Origin of the sequence: Candidatus Allofournierella merdavium (genome assembly GCF_944382735.1) — a bacterium.
GTDB classification, from domain to species: Bacteria; Bacillota; Clostridia; order Oscillospirales; family Ruminococcaceae; genus Allofournierella_A; species Allofournierella_A merdavium.
In genome coordinates this window covers 31,341-46,923 of the sequence record NZ_CALWND010000005.1, presented here as the reverse complement: position 1 = coordinate 46,923, position 15,583 = coordinate 31,341, and the positions used below count along the sequence as shown (strand labels likewise).

At 66.0% G+C, this 15,583-nt stretch carries 15 protein-coding genes; 6 read left to right on the top strand and 9 right to left on the bottom strand.

All coding sequences use genetic code 11. The features are described from left to right. Positions 1-5 precede the first annotated feature (5 nt). A complete protein-coding gene (locus ACH2A7_RS04885) occupies positions 6-2,150 on the top strand; it encodes a Tex family protein (RefSeq protein ID WP_394960555.1) in 2,145 nt (714 codons plus the stop codon). 66 nt (positions 2,151-2,216) lie between these two features. On the opposite strand, the gene asnA is transcribed toward ACH2A7_RS04885, so the two are convergent. Beyond that, positions 2,217-3,224 carry an aspartate--ammonia ligase gene (asnA, locus tag ACH2A7_RS04880; RefSeq protein ID WP_394960554.1) on the bottom strand — a complete coding sequence of 336 codons (1,008 nt, stop codon included), beginning with the start codon at positions 3,222-3,224 and terminating at the stop codon, positions 2,217-2,219. Between the two features lie 15 nt (positions 3,225-3,239). Next, positions 3,240-4,484, bottom strand: a complete 1,245-nt coding sequence (locus ACH2A7_RS04875; protein ID WP_394960553.1) for a hemolysin family protein — start codon at positions 4,482-4,484, stop codon at positions 3,240-3,242. 426 nt (positions 4,485-4,910) lie between these two features. Between ACH2A7_RS04875 and ACH2A7_RS04870 the strand changes: the two genes are divergently transcribed. Beyond that, positions 4,911-5,132, top strand: a complete 222-nt coding sequence (locus ACH2A7_RS04870; protein ID WP_394960552.1) for a hypothetical protein — start codon at positions 4,911-4,913, stop codon at positions 5,130-5,132. A gap of 60 nt (positions 5,133-5,192) precedes the next feature. Here ACH2A7_RS04870 and ACH2A7_RS04865 read toward each other — a convergent pair whose 3' ends face one another. From ACH2A7_RS04865 to ACH2A7_RS04835, 7 genes are all read right to left on the bottom strand, one after another. Next, positions 5,193-6,164 (bottom strand): hypothetical protein, encoded by a 972-nt coding sequence (locus tag ACH2A7_RS04865; protein WP_394960551.1) that lies wholly within the window; start codon positions 6,162-6,164, stop codon positions 5,193-5,195. 36 nt (positions 6,165-6,200) lie between these two features. Next, a complete protein-coding gene (gene upp / locus ACH2A7_RS04860; protein ID WP_394960550.1) occupies positions 6,201-6,833 on the bottom strand; it encodes a uracil phosphoribosyltransferase in 633 nt (210 codons plus the stop codon). A gap of 81 nt (positions 6,834-6,914) precedes the next feature. Next, entirely contained in the window at positions 6,915-7,364 is a 450-nt protein-coding gene (gene rpiB, locus ACH2A7_RS04855; RefSeq protein WP_394960549.1) for a ribose 5-phosphate isomerase B, read from the bottom strand. Between the two features lie 33 nt (positions 7,365-7,397). Next, the gene (gene tsaB / locus ACH2A7_RS04850; RefSeq protein ID WP_394960548.1) at positions 7,398-8,099 is read right to left on the bottom strand and encodes a tRNA (adenosine(37)-N6)-threonylcarbamoyltransferase complex dimerization subunit type 1 TsaB; all 702 of its coding nucleotides are present in this window, start codon (positions 8,097-8,099) and stop codon (positions 7,398-7,400) included. Beyond that, positions 8,096-8,521, bottom strand: a complete 426-nt coding sequence (gene tsaE / locus ACH2A7_RS04845) for a tRNA (adenosine(37)-N6)-threonylcarbamoyltransferase complex ATPase subunit type 1 TsaE (protein ID WP_394960547.1) — start codon at positions 8,519-8,521, stop codon at positions 8,096-8,098. Before tsaE ends, tsaB begins: the two co-directional genes overlap by 4 nt. An 83-nt stretch (positions 8,522-8,604) precedes the next feature. Beyond that, positions 8,605-9,732, bottom strand: coding sequence for a hypothetical protein (locus tag ACH2A7_RS04840; RefSeq protein WP_394960546.1), 1,128 nt, complete (start codon positions 9,730-9,732; stop codon positions 8,605-8,607). A 15-nt stretch (positions 9,733-9,747) separates the two neighbouring features. Beyond that, positions 9,748-11,154 (bottom strand): MBOAT family O-acyltransferase, encoded by a 1,407-nt coding sequence (locus ACH2A7_RS04835; RefSeq protein WP_394960545.1) that lies wholly within the window; start codon positions 11,152-11,154, stop codon positions 9,748-9,750. A 198-nt stretch (positions 11,155-11,352) separates the two neighbouring features. On the opposite strand from ACH2A7_RS04835, the gene ACH2A7_RS04830 reads away from it, so the two are divergent. From ACH2A7_RS04830 to ACH2A7_RS04815, 4 genes are all read left to right on the top strand, one after another. Then, the gene (locus ACH2A7_RS04830; protein WP_394960544.1) at positions 11,353-12,537 is read left to right on the top strand and encodes an FtsW/RodA/SpoVE family cell cycle protein; all 1,185 of its coding nucleotides are present in this window, start codon (positions 11,353-11,355) and stop codon (positions 12,535-12,537) included. A gap of 160 nt (positions 12,538-12,697) precedes the next feature. Next, positions 12,698-13,036, top strand: coding sequence for a hypothetical protein (locus tag ACH2A7_RS04825; RefSeq protein WP_394960543.1), 339 nt, complete (start codon positions 12,698-12,700; stop codon positions 13,034-13,036). A gap of 142 nt (positions 13,037-13,178) precedes the next feature. Beyond that, the gene (locus tag ACH2A7_RS04820) at positions 13,179-14,645 is read left to right on the top strand and encodes a hypothetical protein (protein WP_394960542.1); all 1,467 of its coding nucleotides are present in this window, start codon (positions 13,179-13,181) and stop codon (positions 14,643-14,645) included. Positions 14,646-14,687: 42 nt separating this feature from the next. After that, a complete protein-coding gene (locus ACH2A7_RS04815; RefSeq protein ID WP_394960541.1) occupies positions 14,688-15,530 on the top strand; it encodes a glycosyltransferase family 2 protein in 843 nt (280 codons plus the stop codon). The last annotated feature ends 53 nt before the right edge of the window (positions 15,531-15,583 follow it).

The window sequence follows — 15,583 nt, the reverse complement described above, 5'->3', positions numbered from 1 at the left end:
CCGGAATGAACTACGCAAAACGACTGGCGGCGGAACTTTCCGCCCCGAAAAACCATGTGGCTGCCGCCATCGAACTGATCGACGCGGGCAACACCATCCCCTTCATCGCCCGCTACCGCAAGGAGGCCACCGGCGCCATGGACGACCAGCTGCTGCGCACCCTGGCCGACCGGCTGGAGTACCTGCGCGGGCTGGATAAGCGCAAGGAGGAGGTGCGCACCGCCATCGAGGCCCAGGGCGCCCTCACCGAAGAACTTTCCGCCAAGCTGGAGAACGCCGCCACCCTGGCGGAGGTGGAGGACCTCTACCGCCCCTACCGCCCCAAGCGCAAGACCCGGGCCAGCGTGGCCCGGGTCCGGGGCCTGGAGCCGCTGGCCGATGCCCTGCTGGCCCAGGATCCGAAGCTGGACGTTGCCGCCGCTGCCGAAGAATATATCAATGAGGAGGTGCCCGACGCCGAGGCCGCCCTGGCCGGCGCGCGGGACATCATCGCCGAGCGGGTGAGTGACGACGCGGCCCTGCGCGCGGAGCTGCGCCGCTTCTACGGGGCCTTCGGGCTGGTGAAGAGCGAGGCCGCCAAGGAGGAGGACAGCGTCTACGCCCAGTATTATGATTTCTCCCAGCCGGTGAGCAAGATCGCCGGCCACCGGGTGCTGGCCCTGGACCGGGGCGAGCGGGAGGAGTTTTTGAAGGTGAGCGTGGAGGTGGACGCTGAGCGGGCCGCCGCGCTGTGCTGCAAGATGTTCGTCAAAGGCCGCGGCCCCGCCGCCGAACAGGTGGAGGAGGCCGTGCGGGACGCCTACAGCCGCCTCATCCACCCCAGCCTTGAGCGGGAGGTGCGCGCCGCCCTCACCGAGCAGGCCGCCGAGGGCGCCATTCAGGTCTTTGGCGACAACCTGCGCCAGCTGCTGCTGGCCCCGCCCATCAAGGGCAAGGTGGCCATGGGTCTCGACCCCGGCTACCGCATGGGATGCAAGGTGGCGGTGGTGGACGCCACCGGCAAGGTGCTGGACACCGCCGTGGTCTACCCGGTGCCCCAGTTCAAGCGGGTGGAGCAGGCCAAGGCCACCATCAAGACCCTCATCAAAAAGCACGGGGTGCAGATCATCGCCATCGGCAACGGCACCGCCGGCAAGGAGACGGAGATCTTCGCCGCCGAGGTCATCCGGGAGCTGGGCGGCGGCGTGCAGTACATGGTGGTCAGCGAGGCGGGGGCCAGCGTCTACTCCGCCAGCGAGCTGGCCGCGAAGGAGTTCCCCCAGTTCGACGTGAACCTGCGCAGCGCGGTGTCCATCGCCCGCCGTCTGCAGGACCCCCTGGCCGAGCTGGTGAAGATCGACCCCAAGGCCGTGGGGGTGGGCCAGTACCAGCACGACATGCCCCAAAAGCGGCTGGCCGCCGCGCTGGACGGCGTGGTGGAGGACTGTGTGAACACCGTGGGGGTGGACCTGAACACCGCCAGCGCGCCCCTCTTGAGCCGGGTGGCAGGTCTCTCCGCCGCCACCGCCAAAAACGTGGTGGCCTGGCGGGAGGAAAACGGCGCTTTTGCCAGCCGCGCCCAGCTGAAAAAGGTGAAGGGCCTGGGGCCCAAGGCCTTTGAGCAGTGCGCGGGCTTTCTGCGGCTGCCCGGCGCGAAGGAGCCGCTGGACACCACCGCCGTCCACCCCGAGAGCTACGCCGCGGCCCGGGCATTGCTGAAGCTGTGCGATTTTTCGGAACAGGACATCGGCACCCAAGCCATCGCGGCCCTGCCCCAGCGGGCCAGGGCCATCGGCTTTGAGCGCCTTTGCGCCGAGACCGGCGCGGGCAAAGAGACCCTGGAGGACATCATCGCCGAGCTTTTGCGCCCCGGGCGGGATATGCGGGACGAGCTGCCCCCGCCCCTCTTGCGCACCGACGTGATGGGCATGGAGGACCTGAAGCCCGGCATGGAGCTTTCCGGCACCGTGCGCAACGTCATCGACTTCGGCGCCTTTGTGGACATCGGCGTGCACCAGGACGGCCTTGTTCACATCAGCCAGCTCAGCGACAAATTCGTTCGCCACCCCGGCGAGGTGGTGAAGGTGGGCCAGGTGGTCAAGGTGAAGGTGCTGGACGTGGACTTAAAGAAAAAGCGCATCAGCCTCACCATGAAAGGCCTGAACAACTGAATCAAACAAAAAAGAGCGCCGCCCCCGGCAAATGCCGGGGGCGGCGCTTTTCGTGTGGTATGTATGTCACAGCAGGGGCACGCCCGCTTTTTCGCAGGCGGTTCGGGTGGCGTCGTCCCACAGGCTCACCTGCACCTCGCCCACATGCACCTTTTCCAGCAGCAGCATGCACAGCCGGCTCTGGCCGATGCCGCCGCCGATGGTCAGGGGCAATTCGCCCGCCAGCAGCATCTTGTGGAAGGCAAGGTTCCGCCGCGCATCGCAGCCGGCCAGGGTCAGTTGCCGGTCCAGGGCCGCCGGATCCACCCGGATGCCCATGCTGCTGATCTCCACCGCGCACTGCAGCGGCTCGTGCCAGAACAAAAGGTCGCCGTTCAGCGTCCAGTCGTCGTAGTCCGGCGCGCGGCCGTCGTGGGGCTTGCCGCTCTTCAGCTTGCCGCCGATCTGCTCGATGAAGATGGTGCGGTGCTCCTTGGCAAAGGCGTTCTCCCGCTCCTTGGGGGAGAGGTCGGGCCAGCGGTCCTCCAGTTCCTGACTGGTGACGAAGGTCACCTCCCGCTCCAGCGTGCCGGTCAGCTGGGGGAACTGCCACTTCAACTCGTCCAGGGTGGAGCTGATGGCGTAGACGATGTTCTGCACCGTGGCGTGGAGATACGCCCGGTCGCGCTGGCCGGCGTCGATCACCTTTTCCCAGTCCCACTGGTCCACATACACCGAGTGGAGGTTATCCAGCGCCTCATCCCGGCGGATGGCGTTCATGTCGGTGAGCAGGCCGTTGCCCGGCCGGTAGCCGTACTGGTGCAGCGCCAGCCGCTTCCACTTGGCCAGGCTGTGCACCACCTGGGCGCTGGCGCCGATGGCGGGGATGTCGAAACTCACCGGGCGCTCCACCCCGTTCAGATCGTCGTTGAGGCCCAGGGCCGGGTCCACGAACAGGGGCGCCGTGACCCGCTTGAGGTGCAGCGCCGCGCACAGCTTCACCTCAAAGGTCTGCTTGATGATGCCGATGGCCTTCTGGGTGTCGTAGAGGCCCAGGCAGGGGACGTAACGCGCGGGCAGGGAATATTCGCTCACACAAAGCACCTTCTTTTACTCCTGCGCCTTCTCCGGGGGCATCAGCCGGATCAGCAGGGAGAGGATGCGTTTGTCCTCCACCTGCTCCACGGTGACGTGCAGGTTTTCAAAATCAAAGCTCTCGCCGGGGGCGGGGATGTGCTCCAGGCACTCCAGCGCCCAGCCGGCGGCGCTGGAATAATCGCTGTCAAAATCCTTGGTGGAAACGCCCAGTTCCTCGAACACGTCGTAGATGTTGGCCTCGCCCGCCACCCGGAACAGGTGCTCCTCCAGCTGCTGCACCGGCAGCACCTGCACCTTGTCGGTCTCGTCGAAGATCTCGCCCACCAGTTCCTCCAGCACGTCCTCCATGGTCACCAGGCCCAGCGTGCCGCCGTAGTCGTCGGTGACGATGGCCATGTGCTGTTTGTCCCGCCGGAACTCCGCCAGCAGGTCGTTGATGCGCTTGGTGCGGTAAACGAAGGGCAGTTCGCGGCACAGCCCGCGCACGTCGATGGCCTTGCGGCGCGCCATGCACTCGAACAGATCACGGGTGTGCAGCATGCCGATGATGTGGTCGATGTCCCCCTCATACACCGGGATGCGGGTGAAGGAATTGTCCAGCACGGTGTTCACGATCTCGTCCACGGGGGCGTTCACGTCCACCGCCACCATGTCCACCCGGGGCACCAGGATCTCCTGCACGGTGATATCGTCAAACTCGATGGCCGACTGGATGATCTCGGTCTCCTGGCTGTCCAGTACGCCCTCCTCCTCCACCGTGTCGATGATGGTCTTCAGTTCGTCCTCGGTCACGCTGGGCTGCAGCTCCAGCCCGGCGGTGCGCCGGCCGGTGAGCAGCTGCTTGAGTTTGACGAAAAACCACACCACGGGCGAAAAGAGGGTGCGCAAAAACGCAACGATCCCCGCCACCTGTATGGCAAAGGCCTCGGGATTGTCCTTGGCGAAACTCTTGGGCAGGATCTCGCCGAAGATCAGCACCAGCAGCGTCATGCCGAAGGTGGCGATGGCCGGGCCGCTGGTGGGGCCCCACAGGGCGGTGGCCACCACGGTGGCCAGCGAGGCGCTGGCCATGTTCACGATGTTGTTGCCGATCAGGATGGTGGAGATGGTCTTGTCGAAATCCTCCGCCACCTTCAGGGCCATCTTTGCCCGCTTGTTGCCGTCCTCCGCCTTGCTGCGCATGCGGATCTTGTTGAACGAGGAGATCGCCGTCTCACTGGCGGAGAAAAACGCCGAGCAGACGACCAGAAGGACCATTGCGATGTAAATACTGGGGCCAGGAGTATCCAAAAATCATCAAACCTTTCAAATGTGAATTGGAGGCTAAAACACCTCGCAATATATATAGCAGAAATCCCACCGCATTGCAACAAAAAAACGGCGCGGCCCGCGCCGAGGCCCAAAATCAGCGCCAACGGGCGGCATACGCATGGATTTTTGTTGCGATTTGACAAATACAAGGGCAAAATTATGGTCAAAATAGACCAAAAATTTTCTTTGCGAAAAGCCGGTTTCGTTCAGCAGGTAGAAATGGATTCCAAAATTGCACAAAGGGATTTTTTGTGTGCTATAATACCACCAACCGGACACCGCAGGGAAAGGCGGCGTCCGGCGGCCGAGGACGCCGGGCACCCGGTGCCGCGCAGCGCCCGATCGGCAGCCTGTATAAAAGAGGGATCAATGATGAGCAAGCCTGTCAAGGTCACCTGCTTCAAGCAGGTGCACAACATCGTGACCGCTGCGGCCCAGTGCCGGCGGGAGGTCAGCGTGCAGGACCTGAAGGGTGCCGTGGCGGACGCCAAGAGCATCCTGGGCCTGATGAATCTGGACTTCTCGCAGCCTGTGGAGATCTGCGGCGAGGACCCCGCCGAGGTGGAACACGTCTACAACGCCGTGCGCCACTGATCGCAGGCCGGCAAAAACAGCGCCCGGCTGTGTGGTAACACACAGCCGGGCGCTGTTTTGTCATTTCGCGTCGGGGGGCAGATGGCCGCCATGCTTTTTGGCGGCGGCGGCCTGCAGCTCGGCCAGCTTTTGATGCTGGCGGGCATCCTCCTCCTCCAGCCGGCGGGCACGCTCGGCCTGTTTCTGGCGGGCGGCCTGCTGCAGCTGGCGCAGTTTCTGCTCCTGGGCCAGCCGCTGCTGCTCGGCCCGCTGGGCGGGGGTGAGCCGCAAAGGCGCTTTCGGGGGCGCCGGCTCGGGGCCTGCGGCCTCCGGCGCGGCGGGCGCGGCGGGGCGCTCGGGCGCGCTTTCAGGGGGCGGGGCGGAAACGGCAGGCTCGGCGGGCGCCGGGGCAGAGTCCGCGCCGTTTGCCGGCGGAGCGGGCACGGGCCCGTCAGAAACGCCGGCCCCCGGGGCGGCCTGTCCGCCGGCGGGGGCTTCCTCCACCGGGGCGGCCGTCTGGCCGGCGGGGCGTTTTTCCGCCTGCGCAGCGGCCTCCCGGAGGGCAGGCTCCTGTTCGGGGCGGTCGGCCTTTTCGCGGCCGGCCGGCTTGTCCTCCTTCGCCTTCGGCGCTTTTTTGCGGGCGGGGGGCCGTTTCTTTGCCGCCGGGGGAGCGGCTTTTTTGCGCGGCTCCGGCGCGGCGGGGGCCGGCGCCGGTTCCTCCGCCAAAGGCGCGGGCGGCTCCGCCTCGGCGGGCGCGTCCTCCGCAGGGGGAGGCGGGGCGTCTTCGTCGTCCGCCTCGTTCAGCGCGGCGGCGTCCAGCAGTTTTTCCACGGTCTCGTCCCGGGTCTTGCGCTGCTTTTGGGCGCGCACCGTCTCCAGGATCTCCGCCGCGAAGGCGACCCAGATGCAGGCCATCAGGGCGATGATACACCAGAAGGTGATGGTGTTGACCCAGGCATCAAAAAAGGAGAAGTTCAGCAGGATGGCCAGCGCCATCAGGGCGCCGGCGGTCACCACCAGGGTCATCACCAGACTTTTTAAAAGGTGCCGCAAGGGCCAGCACCTCCTTTCGGGAGATAAAACAAGGGGTCACTTGGTGCCGAAGATGCGGTCGCCCGCGTCGCCCAGGCCGGGCACGATGTAGCCGTTTTCGTTCAGCTTTTCATCCAGCGAGGCCACATAGATGTCCACATCGGGGTGCTGGGCGTGCACCTTCGCCAGCCCTTCGGGGGCGGCGATGATGGCCAGGAACTTGATGCTGCGGGCGCCCCGCTTTTTGAGCTGGGTGATGGCGTCGCAGGCGCTGCCGCCGGTGGCCAGCATGGGATCCAGCAGGAAGACGTCCCGCTCGGCGATGTCGCTGGGCAGCTTGCAGTAGTACTCCACCGGCTCCAGGGTCTCTTCGTTGCGGTACATGCCGATGTGGCCCACCTTGGCGGCGGGCAGCAGGGTCAGCATGCCGTCCACCATGCCCAGGCCCGCCCGCAGGATGGGCACCAGGGCCTGCTTGCGGCCCGCCAGCACCCGGCTCTTGGCCACGGCGATGGGGGTCTCCACGTCCACCTCTTTGGTGGGCAGTTCGCGGGTGGCCTCATAGCAAAGCAGCATGGCGATCTCGCCCACCAGCTCCTTGAATTCCTTTGTTCCGGTGTTCTTATCCCGCAGAAGGGTGACCTTGTGCTGTACCAGGGGATGATCCAAAATCATGGGTGCCTTGCTCATATTGACCGCTCCTTGTTCTGATAGAATGGTTGATGTATGGTCAAAACGCGGGGCAGCCCCCGCGTTCTGCGTCCTGATAATTCAGCCACGCTCTTCCAGCGCGGTGATTTTGTCCACCCGGCGCTGATGGCGGCCGCCCTCGAAGGGGGTGTTCAAAAACAGGTCCACCAGGTAGATGGCGAGGCCCGGCCCCACCACCCGGCCGCCCATGCACAGGGCGTTGGCGTCGTTGTGGCGGCGGGTGTACTCGGCGCTGAAGGCGTCGGAGCAGCAGCAGGCCCGGATGCCGTGGATCTTGTTGGCGCTGATGGAGATGCCCACGCCGGTGCCGCAGAAGAGCAGCGCTTTGTCGCATTCCCCCGCCACCACCGCCCGGCAGGCGGGCTCGGCCATGTCGGGGTAGTCGCAGGAGGCGCCGTCGAAGCTGCCGAAGTCCTTGTAGGCGACGCCGATCTCGTCCAGATGGGCGCGCACGGCCTCTTTCAGTTCAAAGCCGCCGTGGTCGGCGGCGAGGGCGATGGGTTTAGACATCTGAAAATATCCTCCAATGATCGTCGTTCTGGTTTACGGGCGCAGGGACTGGCCCCGCGCGGCCCGCTCCCGCTCGGCCTGGCTCAGCCGCAGGTAGCGGGGCGAAAGGGCGGCGGCGGGCACGGCCTCGCCCCGCTGGTTTGCCGCCCGGGCGGCAAGGCAGACCCCCGCGCCCCGGCAAAGCCCCAGGGCGGGCGGACAGGGCAGCACCCCCGGCGCCCGGCCGTATTCATTATAGCACAGAGCGGCCCCGTCACCAACAAAAAAGAGCGGCTTTTTGCAATTTTCCACAAATTGTGCCAGTTCCTTCACCGGCGCGGCGGCGTCCGGCACAAGGCGGGCATGGCGTTCCAGATCAAAGGCAGCCCAGTACACCTCGCCCCGGCGGGCGTCCAGCGCCGCCAGCACGGCGCCCTCGCCCGGCGGGCAGCCGAAGGCCAGCGCCTCCGGGGTGGACACGGCGGCGCAGGGCGCGCCGTGCACCAGCGCCAGCCCCTTCACCGTGGCAAGGCCGATGCGCAGGCCGGTGAAACTGCCCGGCCCGGCGCACACCCCCCACAGGTCCACGTCGGCGGGGGAAAGGCCGGTGGCCCGGAACGCTGCGTCCACCAGCCCCATCAGCACCTCGCTGTGGGTGTGGCCCGCGGCGAGAAACCCCTCGTAGAGCAGTTCCTCATCCCGCATCAGCGCCACGGCGGCGGTGCGGCCGGCGCTGTCCAGTCCAAAGGTGATCACAGCTGCACCCCCTCGATGGTGATGACCCGCTCGTCGCCGCCGGCGTGGCGGATGTCCACCGTCACCGGGTGCTCCAGCGCCAGCAGGTCGGCAAAGTTCTCGCTCCACTCGGCGGCCACCACCGCCCCCTCGTCCAGATAGTCGTAGAGGCCGGCGGTCTCCAGGTCCTCCCGGCTGGTGATGCGGTAGAGGTCGAAGTGTGCCAGGGGCCGTGGCCCCCGGTAGTAGTTCACGATGGCAAAGGTGGGGCTGCTCACCGGGTCGGTGCAGCCCAGGCCCTCCGCCAGTCCCTCGGTGAAGGCGGTCTTGCCCGCCCCCAGCCCCCCGGTAAAGCAGACCAGAGTGCCCGGCGCCAGACGCTGCGCCAGGCGTTTGCCCAGCGCCACCGTCTCGGCGCGGCTGCGGGTGATGTATTCGGCCATGGGCGGCCCCTCCTTTCGGGCTGGTTCGTCAAAGTCCGCGGCCTATTATACAGCACGCGGGAAAAAGGTGCAACCGGCACGGCTCAGCCCGCCGCCTCGGCCCACTGCCGCAGGGCTTCCAGCCGGCCGGGCAGGTTGTCGGCAAAGCGCTCGGCCACCTCCAGCACCACCACGTCCGGCACCTCGGGCTGCCAGGCCAGCAGCGTCTCGGGCTGCATCTGGTTGCCGTGGAACACCGCCGTGGTCCCAAAGCCCTGGGCCAGCCAGGGGGCCAGCGCCTCGCCAAAGCTGTCCCGCGCGAGAAGCAGGCTGCCCTGCCCTTCGCCGGCGTAGCGGGCGATCTCGCCCCCCGCCTCCCACAGGGTGCAGGCGGCGGGCTCGGCGTCCAGCGCCCAGTACACGTCGTCGGTGCAAAAGGCCCAGCTGCCGCACATGTTGGCAAGGTCGGTGAGGGGGGCCTTTTCCGGGTCGGGGGCCATCTCCGGCCAGGCGTCGGCGAAGGGCCTGTCCAGCGCTTCCAGCGTCTTCTGGGCCGCCAGCCAGGCCCCGGCCTGGTTCCAGTGGGTGTCATATTTATAGTAGACCTGCCGCTCCAGCGAGGCCGCCGCCAGTTCCTCCAGCGGGAACAGCACCGGCACGCCGGTGGCCGCGAGGGAGTCGGCCAGCGCCTCCACCCGGGTGGGCCGGCTCACCACCGGCACGCTGGCGGGCATATAGCGGCTGTACACCCCTTCCTTGGCGGGGGCGAAGAGCAGCACCAGCCGGCTGCCCTTCCCCGAGAGAACGGCGTTCAGCGCCGTGAGGGCGTCGGCCATGGCCTGCGTCTGTTCCGGGCTGTAGGCGGTGAGGCCCTGGTAGTCGGAGAGGCTTTTCGAGTCGGACACATCCTTCAAAAAGAGCCACCCCTCCTTGCCCAGCAGCACGTTGGTGGAGTCCAGCGTGCCCACCAGCCGGTCGGCGCCGGCCTTGAGGGTGAGGAACTGGTTGCGGAAGGGGGCGTGGTCCCCCAGCCACTCCTCAAAGGCGGCGGGCCAGCCGTCCACCCCCGCCTCCAGGGTGGGGAAGGCGGCCAGGGTGCGGTTCTCGTAGTTGGTGGTGTCGCACAGCCGCCGCGCCAGCGGCCAGAGAAGGCCCGGCCCCACCAGCAGCAGGGCGAAGCCGGCGATGAGCGCCCGGGGGCAGCCCCGGCGGCTTTTATTCTGGTCAGACATGGGGCTCGCCTCCTTTTAAAAGCGGAAATAGATGAAGGGGTTGTAGGTGCCGCTCACCAGCAGCACCAGGCAGGCAAAGCCCAGCGCCAGCAGAGCCGCGGTCTGGGCCCGGCCGGCGGGCTGCCGGTCATAGAGGGCGGCCTTGAAGCGGGGCCACAGCGTCTGGGCCGGGCCGCAGAGCACAAGGCCCGCCGCCAGCAGCACCAGGGTGCGCCCGTCGACGTAGCGGCTCACCGGCCAGGCGGCAAAGCCCGCCGCCGGTATGACCATGGCCTTCAGCCACAGCAGCCCGGCCTTGAGGCCCGGCGCCCGGAAGATCACCCAGCCGAACAGCACGCACAAAAGGGTGTATGCCCGGGCCAGGGGCTTTGGCAGGGCCGCCAGCGGCTTTTTGAGCACCGTGCGCTCCAGCACCTGCAACAGGGCGTACCAGGCGCCCCAGGCCACGAACTGCCAGCTGGCGCCGTGCCACAGGCCGGTGGCCAGGAACACCACGCAGACGTTGAAGAGGGTGCGCAGCTGCCCCTTGCGGTTGCCGCCCAGGGGGATGTACAGGTATTCCTTGAACCAGCTGGAGAGGGTCATGTGCCAGCGCCGCCAGAACTCGCCGATGCTGGCCGAGAGATAGGGGTAGTCGAAGTTTTCGGGGAAGGTGAAGCCGAACATGGCCCCGAGACCGATGGCCATGTCGGAGTAGCCGGAAAAGTCGTAGTAGATCTGCAGCCCGTAGTACAGCGCCCCCAGCCAGGCCAGCGCCGTGCCCACCTGGGAGGGGTCGAGGGCGAACACCTCGTCCGCCTTGGCGGCAAAGCAGTTGGCCAGGATCACCTTTTTGGCCAGGCCGTACAAAAACCGCTTTGCGCCGAAGGCAAAGCCCTCCGCCGTGGTCTCGCGGCGGCGCAGCTGGGCCTCCACGTCGGTGTAGCGCACGATGGGCCCCGCCACCAGCTGCGGGAAGAAGGTGATGTAGAGCGCCAGCAAAAACCAGTTTTTCTGGGGCTCGATCTTTCTGCGGTAGAGGTCGATGACGTAACTCATGGCCTGGAAGGTGTAAAAGCTGATGCCCAGGGGCAGGGCGATCTCCCGGGCGGGCAGCAGCGGCCGGCCGAATACCGAGGCCAGGGTGTCGGCGGCAAAGCCGTAGTATTTGTAGTAGCCCAGCAGCAAAAGGTTCGCCGCCACCACCGCCGCCAGCACCAGCGCCCGGCGGCGGCCGGAAAGGGGCGCCAGGGCCAGCCCGCCCAGATAGTTCAGGGTGATGGAGCCCAGCATCAAAAGGATATACACCGGCTCGCCCCAGGCATAGAAAAACAGGCTCGCCGCCAGCAGCAGGGCGTTTTTGCCCCGGCCGGGCACAAGGCGGTAGGCCACCAGCACCACCGGCAAAAAGATCCAAAGAAAGACAAGGCTTGAAAAGAGCATCGGCGGTCCATCCTCCCGCGTTTTTTCGTCCCGGCGGGCGGCAAAAACACCGCGCCGCCCGCACTGGTGCCATTATAGCATATTTGCCCGCCCGCTGCAAAAAAAAGGCGGGCCGCGCCGGGCAGGGGGAAAATGATTGCCAGAACCCGCCCGGTGGGATATAATAAAACAACGACCAATTCCTGAAAGGGGGTGCGGATGGTGTTCAAGGTCATCCGGCAATACCTCAAGGCCACCGACCGGGCCTATTTTATCACCTGCGTGTTCTGCTCGGTGCTCAGCGTCATCACCCTGATCAGCCTGGGGCAGGCGGCGGGGGGCTTCGCGCGGGACGCCTTCGACGGCTCCATCACCGGCCTTGGCAGCTACCGCAACGCCTTTGTGCAGGGGGTGGCCAGCCTTCTGGGCCTGGTGTGCGCCATCGTGCTCTCCTGCATCGACTACCGCAGCCTGGCCCGCATCTGGCCGGTGCATGTGGTGGGCACCTGGACGCTGGTGCTGCTCACCCTCACCCGGCTGCAGGTCGGCCCGCTGCAATTCGGCTGGCACCCCGAGGGCACCGACAACTACAGCTGGATCCGCCTGGGCCCTCTGAGCCTACAGCCCACCGAGCTGGCCAAGATCAGCTTCATCCTCACCTTCGCCATGCACCTGGACAACGTGCGCGAACAGATCAACGAGCCCAAGACCCTGGCAAAGCTGCTGGCGCACATCCTGGCCACCGTGGCGGTGGTGCACATCCAGGGCGACGACGGCACCGCCATCGTCTTTGGCACCATCGGCTGCATGATGCTCTTCGCGGCGGGGCTGTCCTGGAAATACATCCTCTCGGCGCTGGCGCTGGGCGTCACCGGCCTGTCGCTGATCATCGGCTTTTTCCCCGATGTGCTCAAGGGCTATCAGGTGGACCGCATCATGGCCCTGCTCTACCCCGACCAGTACCCGGACATCGCCCGTCAGCAGCTGGGCGGCATGACGGCCATCGGTTCGGGGCAGATCTTCGGCCGGGGCTTTTTCACCGACGACCACTACTCGGTGATCAACGCCCAGGACGACTTCATGTTCAGCTATCTGGCCGAGTGCATCGGCTTTGTGGGGTGTGTCGTGGTGCTGGGGGCGCTGTTCTTCATCGCCATCCGCACCCTCACCACCGGCCTGCGCAGCGAGGACCGCATCGGCACCTACATCTGCACCGGGGTGTTTGCCGCTATCGCCTGGCAGATCATCATCAACCTGGGCATGAACCTGTCGCTGCTGCCGGTGATCGGCGTGACCCTGCCCTTCTTCTCGGCGGGGGGCACCAGCGCCCTGATGATGTATCTCTGCGTGGGGCTGGTGGCCAGCGTGTACATGCACAACAAGCAGAAACTGTTCAGCGACTGACCGCGCGGGAGCGCAAAAACCGGCGGGGCGCGCCGGCCTGTGGGAGGCCGGGGACGCCCCGCCGGAATTTTTTTCAGGAACGCTCATAAAATGTGAAATAAAACACCTGCGCCAATCGTCTATAAGATACAAACAAACCATTCCTGAGGAGGGGTGTTCAATGCGGTGGATGTGGATCATTCCGGGCCTGGTGATGGCCCTTGCGGCAATTGGTCTGATCGGTGTGTGGGGGCGCAGGTTCCGCCGCCCCGCGAAGGGAGAGGTCAGCCTGATGGCCACGGTGAAACGGGTGGGGGCAGCCGGCGCGGACCGGGTGCCGGTCACCTTTGTGGCCCGCGGGCAGGAGATCGCTCTCACGGTGCCGGAACACCTGGCCCGGCAGCTTTTCCCCGGCCAGCGGGGCGTGCTGACCTATGCGGGCAGCGAGTTCATCTATTTTGTGCCCCGGGAGGAACTCTTCACCGACGACGGTACCGAGGGCCTGCTGCAGGTGTCCTGAGCAAAAGACGACGTCCCATCCCTGAGCCGCCGGGCTTTCCGGCGGCTCTTTTTTTGCCGCCGTTTCGTTCCGGCGCAAGGGCTTTTAAGGCGGCGGCGGATATGGTATAATACAAAAATAAGACACAGAAGGAGGGGGCGCGGTGCAAAAACGGCTGAAGCAGCTGTTCTGGGCGGGCTTTTGCCTGGTCTGGGGCTGGATCGTCCTGAACAGCGTTTTCCGCTGGCGGCACAACGGCCCGGCGGCGCTTGCCGTGGGGGCGGTGCTGGCGGCGGGGGCCTGGGCCCTCTCCAGATGGGTGCTGCCCCGGCTCAACGGCCTTTCGCAGCGGCGCTGGCGGGCGGTGTTTTACACCGCCTTCGCCCTCTATGCCGCGGCGTTCGCGGCGATGGCCTGGCTGCTGGCCGAGGTGCCCATCATGGACCAGGCGGTGGTGCTGGAAAGCCTGCCCGACCTTTTGGCCCACGGCCGCTTCAGCGTGTGGAGCGGCTACTACATCGTCTGCAACAACAACCTGGGCCTGGCCCTTTTGCTGGGCGGCTGGTACTGGCTGGCGGGCCTGTTTGGCCTTGCGCCGGACGCCTCCCTCACGGGTGTGGCCCCGGGCATCGCCCTCAACGTGCTGGCGCTGCTGGCCTCGGTGGCCCTTTTGTGTTTGCTGGCCCGGCGCATCCTGAAGACCAACGCGGCGGTGGCCCTCACCTTTCTGCTCTGCGCGGCCTTCGCGCCCTTCTGGCTTTACAGCCCCTGTTTTTATTCCGACACCCTCTCCATGCCCTTCGGCCTGCTGGCGCTGCTGGCCTTTGAAAGATGGAGGCGGGAGGCGCGCCCGGCCCGACGGCTTGCGCTGGCCGCGGGGGCGGGGGCGGCGGTGTTTTTCGGCTACGCGGTGAAGGGCAGCGTGGTGGTGATCGCCGTGGCGCTGGCCATCCAGTTTTTCCTGCAGACCAACCCCCGGCGGGCGCTGGCGTCGCTGGCGGCTCTGCTGGCGGCCTTCGGCCTGCTGGCGGGGGGCTACCGCCTGTGGCAGCGGGCCTGGCTCATCGACTGGACCGACGAGGAGGCCCTGGCCCTGCCGGTGCAGCTGTGGTTCTGTTACGGCAGCCACGACGACGGCAACTACTCGCAAGAAGATTATGAAGCCGCCATGTCGGTGGACACCGTGGCCGAGCGCAAAACACTTCTGAATCGGCGGATCACGGCCAACTACGCCGCCTACTCGCCGCTGGAGCTGGGGGAGTTTGTGACCCGCAAGGCGGTGATCACCTGGGGCGACGGCCTGTACAACGCCGAGGAATTTCTGGCCACCCCCCAGCGGGCCAACTGGACCCACGCCTTTATCCTGGAGGGCCAGCCGGGCTACATGCCCCTGGTCTATTACTGCCAGGCGTACCTTTTCATGGTGCAGCTGCTGGTGCTGGCGGGCGCGGCGCGGGCGGTGCGCCGGCCCGTGGGCGGGCCGCGGATGCTGGCGGGGGTGAGCGTCACCGGCCTCATCCTCTTTTTGAGCCTGTGGGAGACCAAAGCCCGCTACGCCTTCAATTTCACCCCGTTTTTGCTGCTGCTGGCGGCCGCGGCCCTGCTGGAGCCGCCGGCGGAGGAGAGTTGACGCCCGGCGGGGCGCCTTTTGCAATGTGAAGGAGGAGTCTTTGTGGAACAGCCCCTGGTCAGCGTGATCGTGCCGGTGTACAACGCCGGCAGCCACATTGCCCGCTGCATCGAGAGCATCCGGCGGCAGAGTTATGAAAACCTGGAGATCATCATCGTCAACGACGGCTCCAAGGATGTGAGCCTGCGCGTCTGCGAGATGTACGCCCGGGTGGACAAACGCATCCTGCTCATCGACAAGGCCAACAGCGGCGTGTCCGCCACCCGCAACCTGGGCATGGAGATGGCCACCGGCAAGTACCTGCAGTTTGCCGACAGCGACGATTATCTGGCCCCCGAGGCCACCCGCCTGCTGGTGGAGGCCGCCGAGGCCAACCAGACCGACCTGGTCATCGCGCCCTACTACCGGGTGGAACAGACAAAGCCCCTCTTCGCGAAGGAGGAAGACAGCTACCAGACCATCCAGCAGTTCGGGTTCCTGGAAAAGGGATTTTACGACAAGCACGCCTTTGCGAAGGGGCTGATGAAGGAGCCCGCCAGCTTCTATTACGGGGTGATGTGGAACAAGCTCTACCGGCGGGATCTGGTGCAAAGCCACGACATCCAGTGCAGCGAGGAACTGCGCTGGAGCGAGGATCTGCTGTTCAATCTGGAATACATCCGCTACGCCGCCCGCTTTTACGCGCTGGGCGAACCGGTGTATTATTATGTGAAAAATCCCCAGAGCCTTGTGGCCACCCAGGTGACGCTGCGCAACACCTTCAAGATCCTTTCGGTGAAGGCCAGCCTTTTCGCTTACTATAAAAACCTCTACGAGGAGATGGGCCTCTACGAGGAGAACAAACTGCAGATCTTCAAATACCTGGTGTCGGTGGCGGAGGCCTGAGGGGCCCCGCCGCGGCAAAAGGCCCCGGACCGAATGGTCCGGGGCCTTTTATC